The 17,182-nt window shown below is 53.3% G+C and carries 15 protein-coding genes; 7 read left to right on the forward strand and 8 right to left on the reverse strand.

Going from position 1 to position 17,182, the window contains the following annotated elements; all coding sequences use genetic code 11:
- The first annotated feature begins 19 nt into the window (after nucleotides 1-19).
- Complete coding sequence (locus tag ACP9M6_RS00455; protein ID WP_427452468.1) at nucleotides 20-946, forward strand: Hsp33 family molecular chaperone HslO; 927 nt, start codon at nucleotides 20-22, stop codon at nucleotides 944-946.
- A gap of 26 nt (nucleotides 947-972) precedes the next feature.
- Here the strand turns inward: ACP9M6_RS00455 and ACP9M6_RS00460 are convergent, their stop codons facing one another.
- Together ACP9M6_RS00460 and ACP9M6_RS00465 are read right to left on the reverse strand one after the other, a co-directional pair.
- Nucleotides 973-2,424, reverse strand: coding sequence for a TrkH family potassium uptake protein (locus tag ACP9M6_RS00460; RefSeq protein WP_427452470.1), 1,452 nt, complete (start codon nucleotides 2,422-2,424; stop codon nucleotides 973-975).
- A gap of 94 nt (nucleotides 2,425-2,518) precedes the next feature.
- Nucleotides 2,519-3,829, reverse strand: a complete 1,311-nt coding sequence (locus tag ACP9M6_RS00465; protein WP_427452473.1) for an alpha/beta hydrolase — start codon at nucleotides 3,827-3,829, stop codon at nucleotides 2,519-2,521.
- 123 nt (nucleotides 3,830-3,952) lie between these two features.
- On the opposite strand from ACP9M6_RS00465, the gene ACP9M6_RS00470 reads away from it, so the two are divergent.
- Nucleotides 3,953-6,286, forward strand: coding sequence for a DPP IV N-terminal domain-containing protein (locus ACP9M6_RS00470; RefSeq protein WP_427452475.1), 2,334 nt, complete (start codon nucleotides 3,953-3,955; stop codon nucleotides 6,284-6,286).
- Here the strand turns inward: ACP9M6_RS00470 and ACP9M6_RS00475 are convergent, their stop codons facing one another.
- The gene (locus ACP9M6_RS00475; RefSeq protein WP_427452477.1) at nucleotides 6,287-7,315 is read right to left on the reverse strand and encodes a methyltransferase domain-containing protein; all 1,029 of its coding nucleotides are present in this window, start codon (nucleotides 7,313-7,315) and stop codon (nucleotides 6,287-6,289) included.
- A 68-nt stretch (nucleotides 7,316-7,383) separates the two neighbouring features.
- Nucleotides 7,384-8,055, reverse strand: a complete 672-nt coding sequence (locus ACP9M6_RS00480) for a tetratricopeptide repeat protein (protein ID WP_427452480.1) — start codon at nucleotides 8,053-8,055, stop codon at nucleotides 7,384-7,386.
- A 34-nt stretch (nucleotides 8,056-8,089) separates the two neighbouring features.
- Between ACP9M6_RS00480 and ACP9M6_RS00485 the strand changes: the two genes are divergently transcribed.
- Entirely contained in the window at nucleotides 8,090-8,947 is an 858-nt protein-coding gene (locus tag ACP9M6_RS00485; RefSeq protein WP_427452482.1) for an SDR family oxidoreductase, read from the forward strand.
- Here ACP9M6_RS00485 and ACP9M6_RS00490 read toward each other — a convergent pair.
- The gene (locus ACP9M6_RS00490) at nucleotides 8,944-9,516 is read right to left on the reverse strand and encodes a hypothetical protein (RefSeq protein WP_427452484.1); all 573 of its coding nucleotides are present in this window, start codon (nucleotides 9,514-9,516) and stop codon (nucleotides 8,944-8,946) included. The genes ACP9M6_RS00485 and ACP9M6_RS00490 overlap by 4 nt on opposite strands.
- Nucleotides 9,517-9,650: 134 nt before the next feature.
- Here ACP9M6_RS00490 and ACP9M6_RS00495 point away from each other — a divergent pair, with 134 nt between their 5' ends.
- From ACP9M6_RS00495 to ACP9M6_RS00505, 3 genes are all read left to right on the forward strand, one after another.
- Nucleotides 9,651-10,211 (forward strand): hypothetical protein, encoded by a 561-nt coding sequence (locus ACP9M6_RS00495; RefSeq protein WP_427452486.1) that lies wholly within the window; start codon nucleotides 9,651-9,653, stop codon nucleotides 10,209-10,211.
- A gap of 99 nt (nucleotides 10,212-10,310) precedes the next feature.
- Nucleotides 10,311-12,302: a cation:proton antiporter gene (locus tag ACP9M6_RS00500; RefSeq protein ID WP_427452488.1), complete on the forward strand. Its 1,992-nt coding sequence runs from the start codon at nucleotides 10,311-10,313 to the stop codon at nucleotides 12,300-12,302.
- Nucleotides 12,303-12,377: 75 nt separating this feature from the next.
- Complete coding sequence (locus ACP9M6_RS00505) at nucleotides 12,378-13,322, forward strand: esterase-like activity of phytase family protein (RefSeq protein WP_427452490.1); 945 nt, start codon at nucleotides 12,378-12,380, stop codon at nucleotides 13,320-13,322.
- Here ACP9M6_RS00505 and ACP9M6_RS00510 read toward each other — a convergent pair.
- On the reverse strand, nucleotides 13,319-13,669 hold the full coding sequence (locus ACP9M6_RS00510; protein WP_427452492.1) for a DUF2794 domain-containing protein: 351 nt from the start codon (nucleotides 13,667-13,669) through the stop codon (nucleotides 13,319-13,321). The two genes, ACP9M6_RS00505 and ACP9M6_RS00510, sit on opposite strands and share 4 nt — an antisense overlap.
- A gap of 926 nt (nucleotides 13,670-14,595) precedes the next feature.
- Between ACP9M6_RS00510 and ACP9M6_RS00515 the strand changes: the two genes are divergently transcribed.
- Nucleotides 14,596-15,225: an HD domain-containing protein gene (locus ACP9M6_RS00515; protein ID WP_427452494.1), complete on the forward strand. Its 630-nt coding sequence runs from the start codon at nucleotides 14,596-14,598 to the stop codon at nucleotides 15,223-15,225.
- 151 nt (nucleotides 15,226-15,376) lie between these two features.
- On the opposite strand, the gene ACP9M6_RS00520 is transcribed toward ACP9M6_RS00515, so the two are convergent.
- Together ACP9M6_RS00520 and ACP9M6_RS00525 are read right to left on the reverse strand one after the other, a co-directional pair.
- On the reverse strand, nucleotides 15,377-16,534 hold the full coding sequence (locus ACP9M6_RS00520) for a dipeptidase (RefSeq protein ID WP_427452496.1): 1,158 nt from the start codon (nucleotides 16,532-16,534) through the stop codon (nucleotides 15,377-15,379).
- A gap of 1 nt (nucleotide 16,535) precedes the next feature.
- A complete protein-coding gene (locus tag ACP9M6_RS00525; RefSeq protein WP_427452498.1) occupies nucleotides 16,536-17,150 on the reverse strand; it encodes a trimeric intracellular cation channel family protein in 615 nt (204 codons plus the stop codon).
- Nucleotides 17,151-17,182 lie beyond the last annotated feature (32 nt).

The raw sequence follows: 17,182 nt of genomic DNA on the forward strand, positions 1-17,182 counted from the left end.
CATCCCCCACATGGCGCGGATGACCGATACGACCCCGACATTAGACGCCAATACAACCGACCAAGTCACCGTGTTCCAACTAGATGACCAGCCCGTGCGTGGCCGTGCTGTGAAACTCGGCCCGGCTTTAGAACAAGCGCTGCGACCGGGCGGCGAAAACCGCTATCCGGAGGCTGTTGCCCGCCTCCTAGGTGAAGCCATGATGACGGGTGCTCTCGTTGCGCAATCCCTGAAATTCAAGGGCCGTCTGGTCGTACAGTGTCACGGCACAAATGACGGCGCGATCAGCTTACTGATGGCGGATTGTACGACTGAGGGCAGTATCCGTGGCTATGCGCGTTGGGATGAAACAAAACTCAAAGAGATTGAGAGCGAATCCCGCAATCCCACCGCAAAAGAACTGCTCGGTGCGGGGACCTTCTCCATGACGATCGATCAAGGTCCGGATATGGATCAATATCAGGGCGTCGCCGCGATTGACGGAGACCGCCTCTCTGATTGTGCAGAGCATTATTTTAATCAATCAGAGCAAATCCCAACCAAAATCCGCCTCGCTTGTGGTCAGGCCGTCGACGCGGACGGCGCGCATTGGTCCGGCGGTGGTATGATGATCCAGAAGATCGCGGATGACGAAGCCCGCATCGATGCGACCATGCCGTGGCAGACCGCGCAGACCTTGTTCGGAACGCTGACAGATGCGGAACTGATCGATCCTGATCTCTCAACGCATCGCCTGCTCTTTCGCCTGTTCCATGAGGACGGCGTGCGGATTGTCGAAACGCATGACGTCAATGCCAATTGCCGCTGTTCCCGCGAGCGTCTCGTGGATACATTTAAGAGTTTCGACGAAACTGCGATTCAAGACATGGTGCAGGACGGCGTCATCACGGCAAATTGCGAATTTTGCGCGACGAATTACGTGTTTGATCCGGCGAATATTTCTTAGGCGTCCCGCGCCCACTCAAAACTGGGCTACGACTTCCAGAACGCGGGTGTGAGCAGCACCAACGCCGTCACAATTTCCAATCGGCCAATAATCATCGCGGTTAGGAGCACCCATTTCGCAGAGCTGGGTAAGTCCTGATAGGTTCCGGCCGGACCGATAATCTCGCCCAATCCCGGACCGACATTGGCGATCGCACTCCCCGCGCCCGACCATGCCGTGATGGGGTCCAACCCGATGAGGGAGAGCAGGATTGCCGTTAAGACGAAGGTCATGAAGAAGACGAAAAAATAGCTCATCACGGAATAGACGACGGTGGGTGGCAACGCTTGCCCGCCATAACGCATTGGCACGACGACATGTTCACGCGGCATGCGGAAGAGGTAATTGCGCATCGCTTCAAAGGCGACTTGATATCGGAAAATCTTGATGGAGCAGGCGGTTGACCCCGCACAACCGCCGATAAACATGAAGGCAAAAAAGGCCGTCACCGCGAATGGCCCCCAGCCATTATAATCCGCCGTCGCATAGCCGGTCCCCGTGACGATAGAGACCGTATTAAAGACGGCAAGCCTCAGCCCGCGGGTCAATTCAAACTGGTCAGATAGAATAAGAAAGAATGTGATGATAAGCGTGAGCGCCGCAATCACGGTCACAAAAGCCCGCACCTGACTGTCGCGGAAAATCGCCTTCCAATCCCCGCGCGTCGTCATCAGCAGATACACCCCGAATGGCAGCGCGGCGAGCATCATAAAAATCGTGCCGACAATGTCTGCGCCATTATCCATGAAACCGCCCATGCTCAGGTCCGACGTGGAATATCCACCTGTCGCCAGCGTCGTCATCGCATGAGCCACGGCGTCGAAAGGCGACATACCTGTAAAAATATATCCGAGGAAACAACAGACCGTCAGAAAGAGATAGACCAGCGAAATTCCCAAGGCGAGACTCGCCGCACGCGGCAGGATTTTCTCGCCCATATCTGAACTTTCCAACCGGAAGAGCTGCATGCCGCCGACCTTCAACATCGGCAACACGGCCATCGCCGTCACGACAATACCCACGCCGCCGATCCATTGCAGGATAGCGCGCCACATCAGCACCCCGCGCGGCATATCATCCAGACCCGTCAGGATCGTCGCGCCGGTCGTCGTAATGCCGGACGTCGCTTCAAACATTGCATCGGTCAGCGATAAATTTATCGGTTCAAAGAGAAAGGGCAGTGCGGAGAGAATGGCCAGTGTCAACCACGCAAACACGGTGAGAACAAAAGCCCCCCGCGCCCGCAAAGTCGGGTCGGGCGTATAGGTAATTGTCGCCAATAACGCACCGAACAGCGTCACAATCCCACCGGAAATGCCAAAGGCCCGCCACGCCCGCGCTTCGTCAAACAAATCGACCAACATCGGGATGAACATTAAAACGCCAAGCGCAGCGCTCATCAATCCAATGACGAAGAAAACGGGGCGGAGATCAGGCATGTGAGGCGTGGACTAACATGAAACGGGCGTAGCGCAGCTCTTCTTTCATGAAAAGGTAGCGAAAGACTCCAGCGGATGAAATATCAAAGGAACTTTATAAGTCATTGCCGAACTCCGCCAAGAGAAAGCGGTAAAGTTCTGTCCTGAAAAATCCGGGATCGTGACCGACGGGATGATAGGTCGCGCGGGTGTTACATCCCTGCGCTTTCAATGTCTGTTCGGTCACTTCCGTAGAGGCCAGGAAAGACGGCTCATACACTCCCGCAGAAATATAAAAGTTAGCGCCGTCCTCTGAGCATTCCTGTGCGGCTTTCAAGCCGCCAAACCCACCTGAGACAGATAAAACAGCATCCACGAGGTTTGGGTTTCTCACACCGGCATGAACTGAAAATACGGCGCCATTCGAATGACCGCCTACGGCCAGTCTGCGACTATTCTCTGAGGATGGAAATAGTGTTGGAAGCGCGGTCTCGAAGATGAATTCCATGTGATTATCAAATCTGTCAGGAAAATCCTTGTCATATCCGGGCAGATAATCTGACGCCCGCGGATCTTTCGGCAAATCTCGCAATGCTTCAGAGATGGAGTCTCGCTCCGAATGAATACCCATAAAGTTAACAGGTTTTATCAAACCCTGTTCAATCATTGGGTCGATCATACGAGCGTAATATCCCAAACTGATACCATCTGCTAAGATGATGACGGGCGCATTGGGATCATATTTTCCTTTGGCTGTGTAGATACTAACCGTTCGCGTCTCTCCCAATTCAGAACTGGAAATTTGACGTTGTTCAAATGTACCGGACAATTTGATAGCAGGGTCGCTTAGAAACGGAACATCTACAATATCAGCATTTTCGCCTTGGATAATGAGCGGACTAAAATCAGGGTTTGTCCCGCTCGTATCCATGAACATGAGGCTTGCCCGATCTGCTTCTTTCAGGCGAAGTCTCGCTTTCCAGATTTTATCCTCAATGTCCCCGATAGGGCCCCAAACCGCTTTCTGTATCGCGCAACATAGCTGAGGTTCAGAAGCGGTCGTGGACTTCGCATAAAGCGTCACAACATCTTCTGATAAGTCAGCCCATATTCCAGCCGCTTTGGTCATTTCATAGGCAGATGTGTTGATATCAGTTCCGGGTGTCACACTGCAGACCGCTTGTTGTGCCCAGAGCTTTCGCCGATAAAATTCCGGGATCGCCTCGACATTGCCAACGCGTCTGACCAATACGTCCAAACGCTCGCAGGTCACACTGCTATCCAGCCATTTGATTTGCTCAGTTAAGTCTTGGATATTTTGATCTGACAATTCAGGTTCAGGAACCAAACTCTCCTGACAGGCGGCAAAGCCAAACAGACATGTGAGCATGGCTATCCACCGAACCAATATTTTCAAAAACAACATCCCCAACTCCCCTATTCAACGAAGACTTGGCATGGGGTTTTTCGTTGAACAAATTATCTCTGCGCAATGTTTCTCCGCATGACATCGCTTGCACTCCCCCTCTCGCCGTCGCAAAAGCGGGACATGAAACTTGTTCTCCCCGCTCTTCTTCTCTCAATGGCTCTCGCCGCTTGTACCGCGTCCGATGAACCGCCCACGACTTTGAAAGAAGCCGTGATGCAGTCACAAGCTGAGACACAGCCCGTAAATTATATTCGAAATACGCCCGTGCAGGGTGGATTGACGCCGGAACGGATTAACAGCTCTCCGGCGCTTGGCGGGACGCGCCTATCCTCTGTGCAGATTGCTCCGTCGGGTGAATTTGCGACCGTCTTGCAAGGGCGAGAGGATGACGCGGCGCAACAGGACCTCTGGGCCTATGATCTGGAAACTGGAGAAGGCCGCCTCCTCGTCAGTTCGACCGACCTGCTGGCGGGACCGGAAGTCCTGTCCGAGGAGGAGAAAAACCGCCGAGAGCGCGCCCGTGAATATGGCAGCGGTATCGTGTCATATAGCTGGGTTGGGGAGAACCTTCTCCTCTTTCCGTTAGGTGGGGATATTTATCTTCACGATTTGACGGCGGTTGAGAGCCGCCAAGTCACCGCGACGAAGGGATTTGAGACGGACCCGAAAGTCAGCGCTGACGGTACAAAAGTTGCCTATGTCCGCGAGAACGAACTCTATATCAAAGATCTGGAAACAGGTCTGGAACGTCAACTCTCAGACGGCAGTACGGATACAATCCGCAATGCGACGGCCAGTTTTGTCGTGCAGGAAGAGCTGGACCGCGCGACGGGATATTGGCTGTCCCGCGACGCAAAAATGGTCGCCTATACTCAAATCGATGAAAGCCCCGTCGCGATTGAAAATCGCATTGATTTCGGCACGGACGGCGTGACGAATATCGCGCAGCGCTATCCCTTTGCCGGAACAGATAATGCGACCGTGAAGCTAGGTTTTGTCTCGGCCACAGGCGGAAAGACACGCTGGGTTGCACTGGATGATGACGACACTCTTGGCGATGATATCTATCTGACCCGCGTCGCGTGGGCGCCGGACAATGTGACCGCCTTTGTCGGCGTCCTTGCCCGCGATCACAAGACGCACCGGATTTACAAGGTCAATGCGAAAACGGGCGCAAAAGAACTCTTCTATGAAGAAACCTCTCCGACCTGGTTAAATATCGGTCCGCCCATGATGCCAACGGAAGAGGGCGGCATGCTCTGGTCAGCCCAGCGCAATGATGTCCGTCAGATTTTCAAAGTGGACGCTGACGGGACCATAAACGCCCTCACCCCGGAGACGCTGAACGCCAATCACCTCGTCTGTCGTGCGGATGAGAGCGTATTTGTCAGCGGATGGCAGGACACCCCGCTCTCAAACCATATTTTCAAAGTTTCCCTCGCAGAAGACGGGCCGACTGTCGCACAAATTACGCAGGGCGACGGGCTATTCGGGGCGTCTTTTAATGGGGATTGCACCCGTTTTTTACAGACCCATACGGATGATATCATACCCGCAACCCTGCGCGCTATGCAAGCGGATGGCACCCCGCTGGCTTGGCTGAACGAGAATAATCTGGATGAAAGCCATCCTTACGCGCCGCATCTCGACGCGCATATTACACCCGAATATGGCCAAATTAACGCTGAAGACGGCACCCCGCTGGATTACATGCTCTTCAAACCAAAAGACCTGAAAGCGGGCGAAACACGTCCCGCCATCACCATCGTCTATGGCGGTCCGGGTGTACAACGTGTGCGGCGCGGATTTGGGCGGAAACAGCTCGCAAATATGCTCGCCCATCACGGGTTTATTGTCTTCACGCTCGACAATCGCGGCGCGACCAACCGGGGTAAGGCATTCGAAGATCATCTCTACCGCAGTATGGGCCAGATCGAAGTCATCGACCAATCCACAGGCGCGGACTGGCTGGCCTCACAACCCTTTGTCGATGGCGAGAATATGGGCGTCTATGGCTGGTCTTATGGCGGCTATATGAGCCTGCATATGCTGGCACAGACCGACCATTACAAATCCGGTGTCTCCGGCGCACCCGTCACGGATTGGACGCTTTACGATACGGCCTATACGGAACGCTATCTCGGTGACCCGACAGTTGGCGCGGAGAATTACACGGCTGGTAGCTACGAGGATGGTAGCGTGTTTAAATATCTCGACGGATTGACGGAACCCGTCCTGCTCATCCACGGGATGGCCGATGATAATGTTGTGTTCCGCCACTCAATCAAACTCATGGACGCTGTGCAGAAAAATAACATGCACAATATGCGTATTCAGACCTATCCGGGCGAGAAACACGGCTTCCGGAATACCGCCAACCGTATTCATCGAGACCGTCAGATCTTGGAATTTTTCAGCGAGACACTCGCGCCGGATTATGGAACGGAGAATTAATCAGCTCAACTCGCAGACGAAGTAATGTTGGATGAGTTTTCTAAAGGGCGGGTTTTCCTCGACGATGCTCCAACCTGCATTTGTAATTAGCTCGCGCATGAAATCCGGTCTGTATTTCGCCTCGAGCAAAGGACGCATTGGGTCTTGATCTACGAAAGGCTCGACTTGATCGGGCTGCAGAAAGGTTGAGAAAATCAGGCGTGTCTCCGGCTTGGCATATCGTTTCAAAATCGAAAGAACGGCGACACAGTCCTCCGGATTGAGATGGGTCACGACGGAGAACATCGTGATAATATCGGCGCGAATGTCTGGAATGGGGAGGGCCGAATCCGGCGTCATCATCTCACCCGTTGGATTATACATTGCGTTATGAAACGGCACGACGGAAAACGCGTAGGCAGGATCGTCTAGGAAACTCTGCTGTAAGAATTCAATCAGTTCAGAATAAATATCCAAACCGTAATAACGGAATTGCGGGTCGCCGATCTGGTGCAGGGCCTGCGCGATTTTCGCCCCGCAGCCAAAATCAAGGATCGTCGCGTCATCCAGCGATTTATATCGCTCGACAATATCGAGCAGTTTAATTCCGCTTGCCACGGACGCACGGTCATCTTCCTGTCGGGAACCCCGTCTTAATTTTTGAGGTACAGGCAGACGCGTTTTCTGCCGTGCGCGCAACCCAATCTTATGGCCGTCTTTATCATATAAGGAGGCTGTAAATATCGTTTCATCCTGCCAAGCCGGGGCGCTGTCCGGCTGTCCCCCGAGGCGCAACGCCGTGTCGTAAACCTTCTGGACATCGGCCTCTGTGTTGCATTGCAGAACAATTATGGCGCGCTGACCCGTTGGGGTTGCAGCACCGGATTTAATCTCTTGCAAAACAAAGGCGGGCGCACCGCGATGGACAGCATAGGCGCGTTCCCATTCGCGGGAGCGGATGGACCGTCCGCCCATGATGGCAAATAGCTTATCGTAAAACAGGACGGCCGCGTCCAAATCGGATGTCTCGATAATTGTATGGGCGATCATGGCGATATCCGACGGCGGCGTGCGGATTATCTTGAAGGCAAAACCGTATAGGCGTCAATCCGGCTTTTCTATTCTGTCGCTGTTTCGACACCCTTTAGCCGAACGGCCTCACGGATTTGTCCGCGCAATAAAGCCGTTTCGACCGATTGGGGATCAAGATCGAGGGAGGCCTCAATATCCACCTGCGCCTCGTTCAATTTATCCTGCTTAAATTTCGCATCGGCACGGTAGCGAAGTGCGTCGGCGCGGGTCGGGTCCAGAGTCAGAACAGAGGTCAAATCCGTCTCGGCATAATCATATCGCCCGGACAGCGCATAGGCGCGGGCGCGGGCAATACGCAGGTCGGTATTTTGATAGGCGATGTCTAAGCCGGCCGTTGCAGACGTATAGGCTTTCGTCGCCTCTTCTGCGGCCAGCCAGAAATTCGCGGCCTCAAGGTAGAAATTTGCCCGCATGGCGGGACTGCCACCATCTGTCGCTTTGGCAAGCTCATCCAGTTTGAACGCCGCCTGTTTTTCCTGCCCCAACGCATAGAGAGCCATGGCGACGCAATGTTTGGCACGGCGACCCCCGCCATCATCAACCCAAATCAACGCGTCCTCATAAGCGATTTCCGCATCTGCCGCGATGGATTCAAGACATTCCTCATGGCGCTGATCAAATTCCGCCGTTAAGTCCGCAGCAAGGGCGGGCATGCTAAAGGCAAAAGATAGAAATGTGATGAGAGCTAATCTTGTCATAGACGCGCCATAGCGGGGGGAAACTGAGCCGACAATGAACGGTCGCATTAATAAGCCTCAATCTGCGCTCCTGCTTGGTGCGGGATATACCGCATCGCATCTTGCGCCCGCGCTGATCTCGCGAGGCTATGCGGTCACCGTGACAACGCGGGATGGGCAGACAGATCTAGATGGCGTGAAATGTCTGGCGTTTGATGGAGAGGCGTCCGACGATCTACGTAAGATTTTCCAATCAGCGGATATGATTGTGACATCCATCCCGCCCCATAAGGACGGCTCTGACCCCGCATTAGCAGCGCTCGGCAAGCTCATACCCTCTGCCAAATGGATTGCCTATCTGTCCGCGACCTCAGTCTATGGGGATCGTCAAGGCCGCTGGGCTTTTGAAGGTGAAGCCCCGACACCCGGTTTAAAACGCGGCAAGGCACGTGCAGAGGCGGAGATTGCATGGGTGGAAACAGGTTGGCCCGTTCATATTTTCCGACTGGCGGGAATTTACGGCCCCGGACGGTCGCCCTTTGACAAATTACGCCAGGGCAAGGCCCGCGCGGTCATTAAAGAGGGTCAGGTCGTCAACCGCATCCATGTCGACGATATTGTCAGCGCTCTCTTGCTAAGTTCGGACAAACCAAATCCACAGGCCATTTACAATTTGGCGGATGGGAACCCTGCCCCGCCGCAGGATGTGCTGGATTACGCGGCACAGCTTCTTGACCTGCCACCACCGCCGCGCGTCAGTGTCGGGAGCGAGGACGTGTCAGATATGGCGCGGACATTTTACGCCGAATGTAAGCGAATTAGCATTGATCGCGCTACGCATGAATTGGGCTTTACCCCGACCTTTTATCATTTTCAAAACGGTTTAAAGGCCATCCTCAAAGCTGAAGGCTAAGGGTAATAAGTCCCGCCATAGGAAATACTGGAAGATGTTGCATAGCCGCGAAGTCCGGCGGTTTGCGCGCTCAAAGCCTGCCCCGATGAAAAACCGGCCTCGCTCGTCAAGACATAGCCCTTATTGCGCATGCACACTTCGAATTCCGGGTCGAGACGAAAATCATACTCAGAAAGAAAGAGATAACCCTGATGTCGGGTTTCGCAATTACGCCAATCATTGGCATCGGATTGCCCGTTAAGCTTGACGAAGGCCGCCTCTCGCGGGTCTGCTGTTACTGATGTCGTGAATGCACGACGTCCCGTGTCACCATAGCCGTAATAGTAATATTGTGACGGATTATAGAGCTCGACCTCATATCCCGCATAAACGGATTCAGTTGGGACCTCATAAAGGTCGACTTCATAGCCACCATCACCAAAACCGTAATCCTGTGAGGGTGTTGAGCGGAGTGACGCCTCCTGTTCAACCTTGGTGTCAGACTTGCCCTTCCAGAGACTGGAAATTTGCGAACAACCGCTCAGGCCTACGCTTAGCCCTATGAGTCCTGTCATCATTACTGTGCGCATAGCCCACTCCCGAATTGATACGTTGGACATGACCTTTCAATCCCTGTGCCAGAGTCGCGCCCTACGGGAAAACAGTTCGCCTTTTACCCCGCGCCAACGATTGACTTGACCATTTTTCACGGCACAACACGGGAATGACCGAAACACCTTTCCACACGAAGCACGATATGAAACCGACAGAGGATTCGAAACTCTCCGAAATTTGGGCCGTGGCCGAAGTGCACGGCGCGCGGAGTTTCGATAATTACGCCCAAATCCGATCTGTGGCGGAAACAATCCGCGATACATTCTGCGCCTGGCTCGACGGCTCAGACGAGCCCTGCGTCTTCCTCGTCCCGCCGGAAGGTCCGTTTCGGGCTGAGAATTATCAGTCCGGCGCGTTTTCAGTCTCCGGTCAGGGCTATCTTCCACTGAAGCCGATCACCTTCGGATTGGCCGTACGAATTTCGCAGGACAAAGATTACATGCGTCTGAAATTTCATTGTCGCAAAGAAGGCGATATGATGAAAGTCTCCATCGGCGATAAACGTCCGCTCGCCCTGCCCCTGCCGATCGACGAGACGCAATTACAGCCCGTTTTCGAACGGATACACAATCATATTTTGCACTTCTTTCAAGATGCTATCGATGAATATGATGAAGGTGATTACGGCACATCCGCTATCGGGTTCGATATTTTCCGCGTCGAGGAATAGGCCGCTTTTATCATTTGGACCTCTTCCCTCGATTAGGCTATTCCCAAGGTCGGTCGGGCCTCAAAGGGGAAGCGCCTGCCACTATAGACTGGACCTTACATGGGTTTTGAATTGATAGGCCTGACGGCCGATATGATATTTTCGGCCGGTGGCGCAGACGCACATCATGTGGGTTCAGTGCTGCCGTTTAAGATTGCGCTGATCGGGGCGCTGGGTATCGGCGCGCAATGGCTGGCCTGGAAACTCCAACGTCCAGCTATCGTTCTTATGGCGATTGCGGGGCTGATTTTCGGCCCGCTCGTCGCCTATTTCATGACCCTGAACATGCCGAGCTTTCTACATGATGGGTTGGAGGCTTTCCATCTCGACCCGCAATCCGATTTTGGCGATGTTTACCGCCCCATGATCGGGATTGCTGTGGCGATTATCCTGTTTGAGGGCGGGCTGAACCTGAAATTCAAAGATTTGGGCGAAGCGAGAAGCGCGGTCATCCGAATGGTGGTCTTGGCAGGTCCCATAGCTTGGGGCCTAGGTACGCTTGCGGCCCATTATCTTGCCGGATTGGAATGGGATATGGCGGCTATGGTGGGCGGCTTGTTCATTGTGACCGGGCCGACTGTCATCATGCCCCTCCTCCGCCAAGCGCATTTACAGGCCAAACCCGCCAATGTTCTGAAATGGGAAGGGATCGTGAATGATCCGCTCGGCGCACTCTTTGCGGTTGTCGTGTTCGAATTTATCCGGATTACCCAGATGGATGTCGGCATGGCCATGGTTTTTGGTAAGATCGCCTTTGCCGCAATCCTCGGAACCGTTGTCGGAATCCTGTCCGGCATCGGCATGGCGTGGGCCTTCCGCAGAGGTCTGATCCCTGAATATTTAAAAGCCCCCGTCGTCCTTGCTTGGGTGCTCGTAATTTATGTGCTCGCCAATATTCTGGCGGATGAAACCGGCCTGCTGGCGGTGACCGCCCTTGGTATGACCATGGCCAATACGAAATTTGCCTCCATGGTGGAAATGCGCCGTTTCAAGGAAAATATCGCGATCATCCTCGTCTCCGGAGTCTTCGTCATGTTGACGGCGACCCTGACGCCCGAAGTCTTGCGCGCTTTCGTGCAGGACTGGAAAGTCATCGCCTTTGTCCTCGCCATGATGTTTGTCGTTCGGCCCATTGCGGTGATGCTCTCGACGCTCTGGTCCGGCCTGTCTTGGAAAGAAAGCTTGCTCGTCTCCCTCATCGCGCCGCGCGGCATTGTGGCTGTTGCGGTCGCGGGTTTATTTGCGGCGGAAATGCAGGCCCTGGGTCGCGCGGATGGCGCGATTTTCGTGCCGCTCGCCTTTGCTCTCGTCTTTGCCACAGTGCTTTTCGCCGGGTTCTTTATCGGACCGCTCGCCCATATGCTGAAACTCGATAGTGGTGACGGTGACGGCGTATTGATTGTCGGGGCAAACCCGTGGTCACTTGGTCTCGCCAAAGCGCTGAAGGACATGCATATTAAAGTCACAGTGGCCGATACAAATTGGCGGCGTCTTCGCGGCGCGAGACTGGAAGGCCACAATACATTTTACGGCGAAGTTCTGTCGGAAAATGCCGATTACTCCCTCGATCACGGCGCGTTTAACATCCTAATCGCGGCGACACCGAACGAGGCCTATAACGCGCTCGTCTGCGTGGAATTTGCGCCGGAACTGGGCCGACACCGCGTCTTCCAAATTGGCGCAAAAGATAATGAGGTCGATCAAGAAGCCGGCATTGCCTTCACCTCCCGCGGACGGACACTAACATCGCGCGGGCGGACATTTGATGCCCTGACGCGGGATTGGTGGGGCGGATGGAGGTTCCGGGCCACGAACCTCTCGGGCGAATATACGCTAGACGATCTCTATAAGGATCGCGGTGACGACCTGGACCTGATTCTCGCGCGCAAGCCCGATGGATTGTTGGAATTCATTCAGCCCGGTCAGGAATTCCGCGCCGAAGGCTCAACTGTGTTGTCCTTCTGCCCTGCCAAAGACACGGAAGGTGTGCGCGGTGGAGGCGCAAAACGCGGCGAAGGACTCGCCGGGCCGACTGCACCCCTACCGAGCTAGCCCGTGAGTTTGGCGCGTCTTTCCACTCTCTGCGTCGCCGGGATTCTGCTTTCGGCATGTGCGGGTGAGACCGCAATGCCTGCGATAATTTCGGACTCCATTGACCAAATGGAGACGAACTCACGTTTGGCCTCAGCCTCCTGCACGTCAGAAGCAGAAGGTTATGCCCCTTCCCCTTTGGAGATCAAAGCCAAGCCTGTTGAACTGGGTAAACCGAAAGACACAGCCAAAGCGCTGCCACCTTCCGTCAAATTTATCGGGGGATGGCACCTGACCTCGCCCAGCGCGGATCTCGGCGGACTTTCGGGATTGGCTCTACAAGCGTCTGGCGACCTCCTCGCCGTTTCCGACCAAGGCAATTTCTTTGAGATTGGACTGTCTGACGGCGTCCCGAATGGCGGCGGCAGTTCCATGGCCATGCTGGATGAGCAAGGTCGATTGGTCAGCGGGAAAGCTGATGGCGATGCAGAAGGCCTTGCCCTCAGTGACGGCCTCGCCTTTGTCAGCTTTGAGCGCAATCACCGCATCCTCGCCTTTAATCTGGAACGTTGCGGCGTGGCGGCCAAGGGCATTCTCTTCGCCGCCCTGCCCGAACGTATTCTGAAATCAAAAATCTCGGCAAATGGTGGCGCGGAGAGTTTGAATGTCGATGCGCAAGGTCGCTTACAAGCGGGATATGAAACATCGGTCGGCGATGTCGCGCCCGTTCTGACTTTCAATCATCAGGGCATTGTTGAGCTTGAGCCTGAACAGGTTCCCGTCGCACCAAATTTCAAATTGGTGGGCGCGGATAGTGACGTGCACCTGACGCGATATTATGATCATGAGCAGGGGAATATGAACGAAATAGTCCTGCCGGAGCTAACGGTCCGTCTCGCCCCGCCGCTGGCCGTTGATAATTTTGAAGGCCTTGCGCAGGATGTAAAACCCGACGGTACACGGATCATCTTTATAATCTCAGACGATAATTTCTCCGCCCGTCAGCGGACCCTGCTCTATAAATTTGAGGTCAGCCCCTAGACGCTGCGGAATCGCGCTTTGTCGAAAACTTTTAAGACTGTCGTCAATTCATGTCCGCGCTTTAACACCAACCCCCCCGGCGCAATGACGGAAAACTGCCCCTGTTTATTGCGCAGGGCAGGCACTTTCTCGATCCGGTAGAGCGGATGCTCCGATGCGCGGCGATAAACGGAAAAGACAGCCTTATCGCGCAGGAAATCCATGGCGTAATCTTTCCAATCGCCCTTGCTGACCATCTGGCCATAGACGTTTAAAATTGCGGAGAGTTCTTGTCGGTCAAAGGCGATCTGAGACGGACCTTTTGACGGTGTGTTTGATGTTGTGGGAAAAGGAACAACCTGTGTCATACTCTCAACATAAGTCGTCGCCCCTGTTTGACAACCCTGTGCGTGATCACGCCTGCGACGCGAGTGGATGGCCGTTTTCTCTCTCTTTTGTAATAGATGGCCCTAATCTGGTCACAATTGGGGCTTTATTGGACCGCAATGCAGGGTCAGACAAGACTAGTCGCAGGGCAGAACAAGTAAAGGGTTCGGTTTTTTATCAGCCCCCCCAGCCCCCGGACTTTGAATTTGGTCTGACCTGCGACGACAAAAAACGTTCCCACGTTTGACAAGACGGCCCTTTCCCTAGGCTCCCGTCGATAGCGGCTCCGGCCCTCTTCGCGTTCAGCCCCGCGAACAGGACAGGGGCCGCGGTCATGTTTGGGGTTGGGAATTTTCAGCTCGCCGGCACTATTTTAAGTGACTTATCATTGTTTTCGAACTGACCCAAAATTCCATAATATTTCGAGTCCACGAGTGGCTTACTTTGGGCGATTTTAGGACACTCAGCTACGGCGGCAATTTAGGGCGTTAGGTATGCGAAAAGATAACTTCTATATTTTCCAATTTTACTTATTGTTACGTCATGACCAAAAATCATATCGTCGATAGGTTTACTTTGAAGTCAGGCGCAGAGTGCAAGCTTCTGAGCATAAGAAACGATCTAATCCCTAACTATTACTTACTATGCTTTCCTAGAACTCTTGGAGAGCCTTCTGATATAGATGTCACAGAGATGCTTACCTTAGGGGTGCAATATGCACAGAAGATTGCATTCCAAAAACTTGGTGATCGAGAGGCATTTTCTGTACTCTACAGTGGGTATAGCGCTCGAAGGGAAAAAGGATGGCATGTACATATAGTTTTACTGGGCAATAGATGGCGTAAGGCTTGGCTTTATAGCGTTCTAGCGATGAAAAACCTATTGCAGGCCTTCGGAATAAGGAAAGATGATGCCCCAAAGCTTAAGAGTTAATCGTGAGGGCTGGCATCAGCTTATGACAGCTTTTGGTCTTTCTGAAAACGACGAGACTTATGACAGTCTCCTAGCAGCCTATTCAGAAAAACATCGCGTTTATCATACCCTTGAGCACATAAATGCCTGTTTTAAACATTTAGACGCCGTTTCACAGCAAGCCACTTATCTACATGAAATCGAGTTAGCACTTTGGTTCCATGATGTGATTTACAAACCTTTTTCATCAACGAATGAAGAGGACAGTGCTGAGTTGGCAAAGTCATTTTTGTCCCGAAACTCTATAGAGCCGAAAATTATTGAACGTATTAGTCAGCTTATTACCCTCACTAAAGATCATGCCGCCCCCCAGACAGGTGATGGCAAGTTAATGCTTGATATTGATTTGAGCATTTTGGGTGCTCAGAAGCACATTTACGCTGAGTTTGAGAAGAACGTACGGAAAGAATATAAGCAAGTCCCATTATTTATATTTCGAAAGAAACGAAAAGAGATTTTAAAATCCTTTATGTCGCGACCGCGTTTATACCATACAGCATACTTTTTTGATCAACTGGAAACACAAGCTAAAAGCAATCTTACTTTGGCTATTGCTAACTTATAAAGGTATTTTTAGTTTGCTTTTCTCGACTCTAGTTTGGGGAATTTGACGTCAAAAACGAGCGTCTTATTTTGGGCGCTTTAAGACACTTAGCTTTCATCAATTTGCGCAAGTCAACAGGTAAGTCTTTATCGGAAATCAAGTAAGTTTGACACTACTCCACCGGCAAATTCTCCACAAAAAACCGCCGTGCATTTCCCCCCATGATCTTGCGGATATTTTCCCTATTCATCCCCCTTCGCAACAACGCATCCGTAATCGCGGCGAGTTCTGAGGTGTCGAGCGAGGTCGTGACTGTGCCGTCAAAATCGGAGCCGAGCGCCACCGCATCCGGGCCCAGCAAAGTCGCCGCATCAATAATCGCATCCGCAATCCCGTCCGGCGAAATATCACAAATCGCGCCATTGAAATAACCGATCCCGATTATCCCACCACGAGCAGCGATTTGCTTTAGAATATCATCCGGAAGGTTCCGGTTGGCCGTTCGGGGGCAATGGGCAATCGTCCCGCCGTGACTAACGAAGATGGGGTCTTTGGTGAGTTCGAGGACGTCGCGCACGACGGCACGGGAACTATGTGCGACATCGATAATGATGCCCTGCGCTCGCATTTCCAGCACGGCGTCCCGCCCGAATTCCGTCAATCCCGTTTGAGACGTCCCATGCATGGAGCCACCGAGTTCATTGTCGAAGAAATGCTGCAAGCCCATCGCGCGGTAGCCTTCCGCCTTGAGCCGAGCGATATTTGCGATCTCGCCTTCCAAGGGATGCGCGCCTTCGGTTAAGAGCAGTCCGAGCAGACGGTCTGTCTTCGTCATATCCGCAGAAGTCCGCACGATATGGACTTCGCCCTGCCGTTCCAATTTCTGCAAGCGCTGCGCCTGATATGCGGCGCGTTCATAGATCGAACCCCAGGTGCGCAGCGGCCAGAGCTGCGCCTGCGCGAGCGTTGTGATATCATCGGGCGCATTCGCGTCATTTTCGTCAAAGTTCAGTCCCTTTGGGGATTTCGTGACGGCTGAGAATATCTGAAATTCGACACCGCCTTCTTCGAGGCGCGGCAGGTCGACATGGCCGTAATCGTGGCGTTTCCGGGGATTTCGTCGCCAGAGGAGATTATCGGAATGGAGGTCCGCGACCCAGAGCTCATCATGCAGGGCTTTGGCCTTTTCCGAGACATTAAAAGGTGTATGGGCCGTCACGGGATTCATATCCGCATCCACTTTGGGCCAGACGATAAATTTAAGACTGACGAACCCAATCACGATTAGCGTGACAAAAACGATACCCACCCATTTCAGAAACCGTTTCATATCACTCTCCAACTTTTGGCAGGGGCAGGTTGAGTTTGAATCTTAGCGAGATGGCCCGGACGATAAAACAAAGGGCCGTCCCGATTGACAGAGCCGCTAATTCACCCAACCCGTTTGTCCGCGCAATCACGAAAGCCGCCGCCCCGACAATGGCGGCTGTCGCGTAAATATCCTGACGCAGCAGCAACGGTGTCTCGTTACAGACGACATCCCGGATAAGCCCCCCCGCCGTCGCCGTCATCGTGCCCATCAACACGCAAATCCCGAGCCCATAGCCAAGGTCGAGCGCTTTCGACGCGCCGACCACCGCAAACAGCGCCAGTCCCGCCGCGTCAATCCATTTTAAAATCCGAATACGGGAGAAAAGCCGCGGCGCGAAAAAGGCGGCCAATCCAGCGAGGGTTGGGATGTAGAGAATTCGCACATCCTCCAACCAGAAGACGGGTTGGTCGAGCAGGACATCCCGCAACGTCCCACCACCAATGGCAGGCAGGAAGGCGATGATAATTACGCCCAGCAAATCAAAACGCTGTCGCACAGCCATCAAGCCACCGGACAGGCCAAAGACGAACATGCCGAGCGCGTCAAAGAGGGAGAGGATGAGATCAGGCGTCATATTTTTTCATTAGGTGAAGCGCCGATCTATTC

This window comes from Litorimonas sp. WD9-15, from assembly GCF_050271975.1.
Taxonomy (GTDB): domain Bacteria; phylum Pseudomonadota; class Alphaproteobacteria; order Caulobacterales; family Maricaulaceae; genus Litorimonas.

Bases quoted from the DNA above. Each gene is read 5' to 3' on its own strand.
- ACP9M6_RS00455 (WP_427452468.1), top strand. From the start codon at position 20: ATGACCGATACGACCCCGACATTAGACGCCAATACAACCGACCAAGTC.
- ACP9M6_RS00460 (WP_427452470.1), bottom strand. From the start codon at position 2,424: ATGCCTGATCTCCGCCCCGTTTTCTTCGTCATTGGATTGATGAGCGCT.
- ACP9M6_RS00465 (WP_427452473.1), bottom strand. From the start codon at position 3,829: ATGTTGTTTTTGAAAATATTGGTTCGGTGGATAGCCATGCTCACATGT.
- ACP9M6_RS00470 (WP_427452475.1), top strand. From the start codon at position 3,953: ATGAAACTTGTTCTCCCCGCTCTTCTTCTCTCAATGGCTCTCGCCGCT.
- ACP9M6_RS00475 (WP_427452477.1), bottom strand. From the start codon at position 7,315: ATGATCGCCCATACAATTATCGAGACATCCGATTTGGACGCGGCCGTC.
- ACP9M6_RS00480 (WP_427452480.1), bottom strand. From the start codon at position 8,055: ATGACAAGATTAGCTCTCATCACATTTCTATCTTTTGCCTTTAGCATG.
- ACP9M6_RS00485 (WP_427452482.1), top strand. From the start codon at position 8,090: ATGAACGGTCGCATTAATAAGCCTCAATCTGCGCTCCTGCTTGGTGCG.
- ACP9M6_RS00490 (WP_427452484.1), bottom strand. From the start codon at position 9,516: ATGCGCACAGTAATGATGACAGGACTCATAGGGCTAAGCGTAGGCCTG.
- ACP9M6_RS00495 (WP_427452486.1), top strand. From the start codon at position 9,651: ATGACCGAAACACCTTTCCACACGAAGCACGATATGAAACCGACAGAG.
- ACP9M6_RS00500 (WP_427452488.1), top strand. From the start codon at position 10,311: ATGGGTTTTGAATTGATAGGCCTGACGGCCGATATGATATTTTCGGCC.
- ACP9M6_RS00505 (WP_427452490.1), top strand. From the start codon at position 12,378: ATGCCTGCGATAATTTCGGACTCCATTGACCAAATGGAGACGAACTCA.
- ACP9M6_RS00510 (WP_427452492.1), bottom strand. From the start codon at position 13,669: ATGACACAGGTTGTTCCTTTTCCCACAACATCAAACACACCGTCAAAA.
- ACP9M6_RS00515 (WP_427452494.1), top strand. From the start codon at position 14,596: ATGATGCCCCAAAGCTTAAGAGTTAATCGTGAGGGCTGGCATCAGCTT.
- ACP9M6_RS00520 (WP_427452496.1), bottom strand. From the start codon at position 16,534: ATGAAACGGTTTCTGAAATGGGTGGGTATCGTTTTTGTCACGCTAATC.
- ACP9M6_RS00525 (WP_427452498.1), bottom strand. From the start codon at position 17,150: ATGACGCCTGATCTCATCCTCTCCCTCTTTGACGCGCTCGGCATGTTC.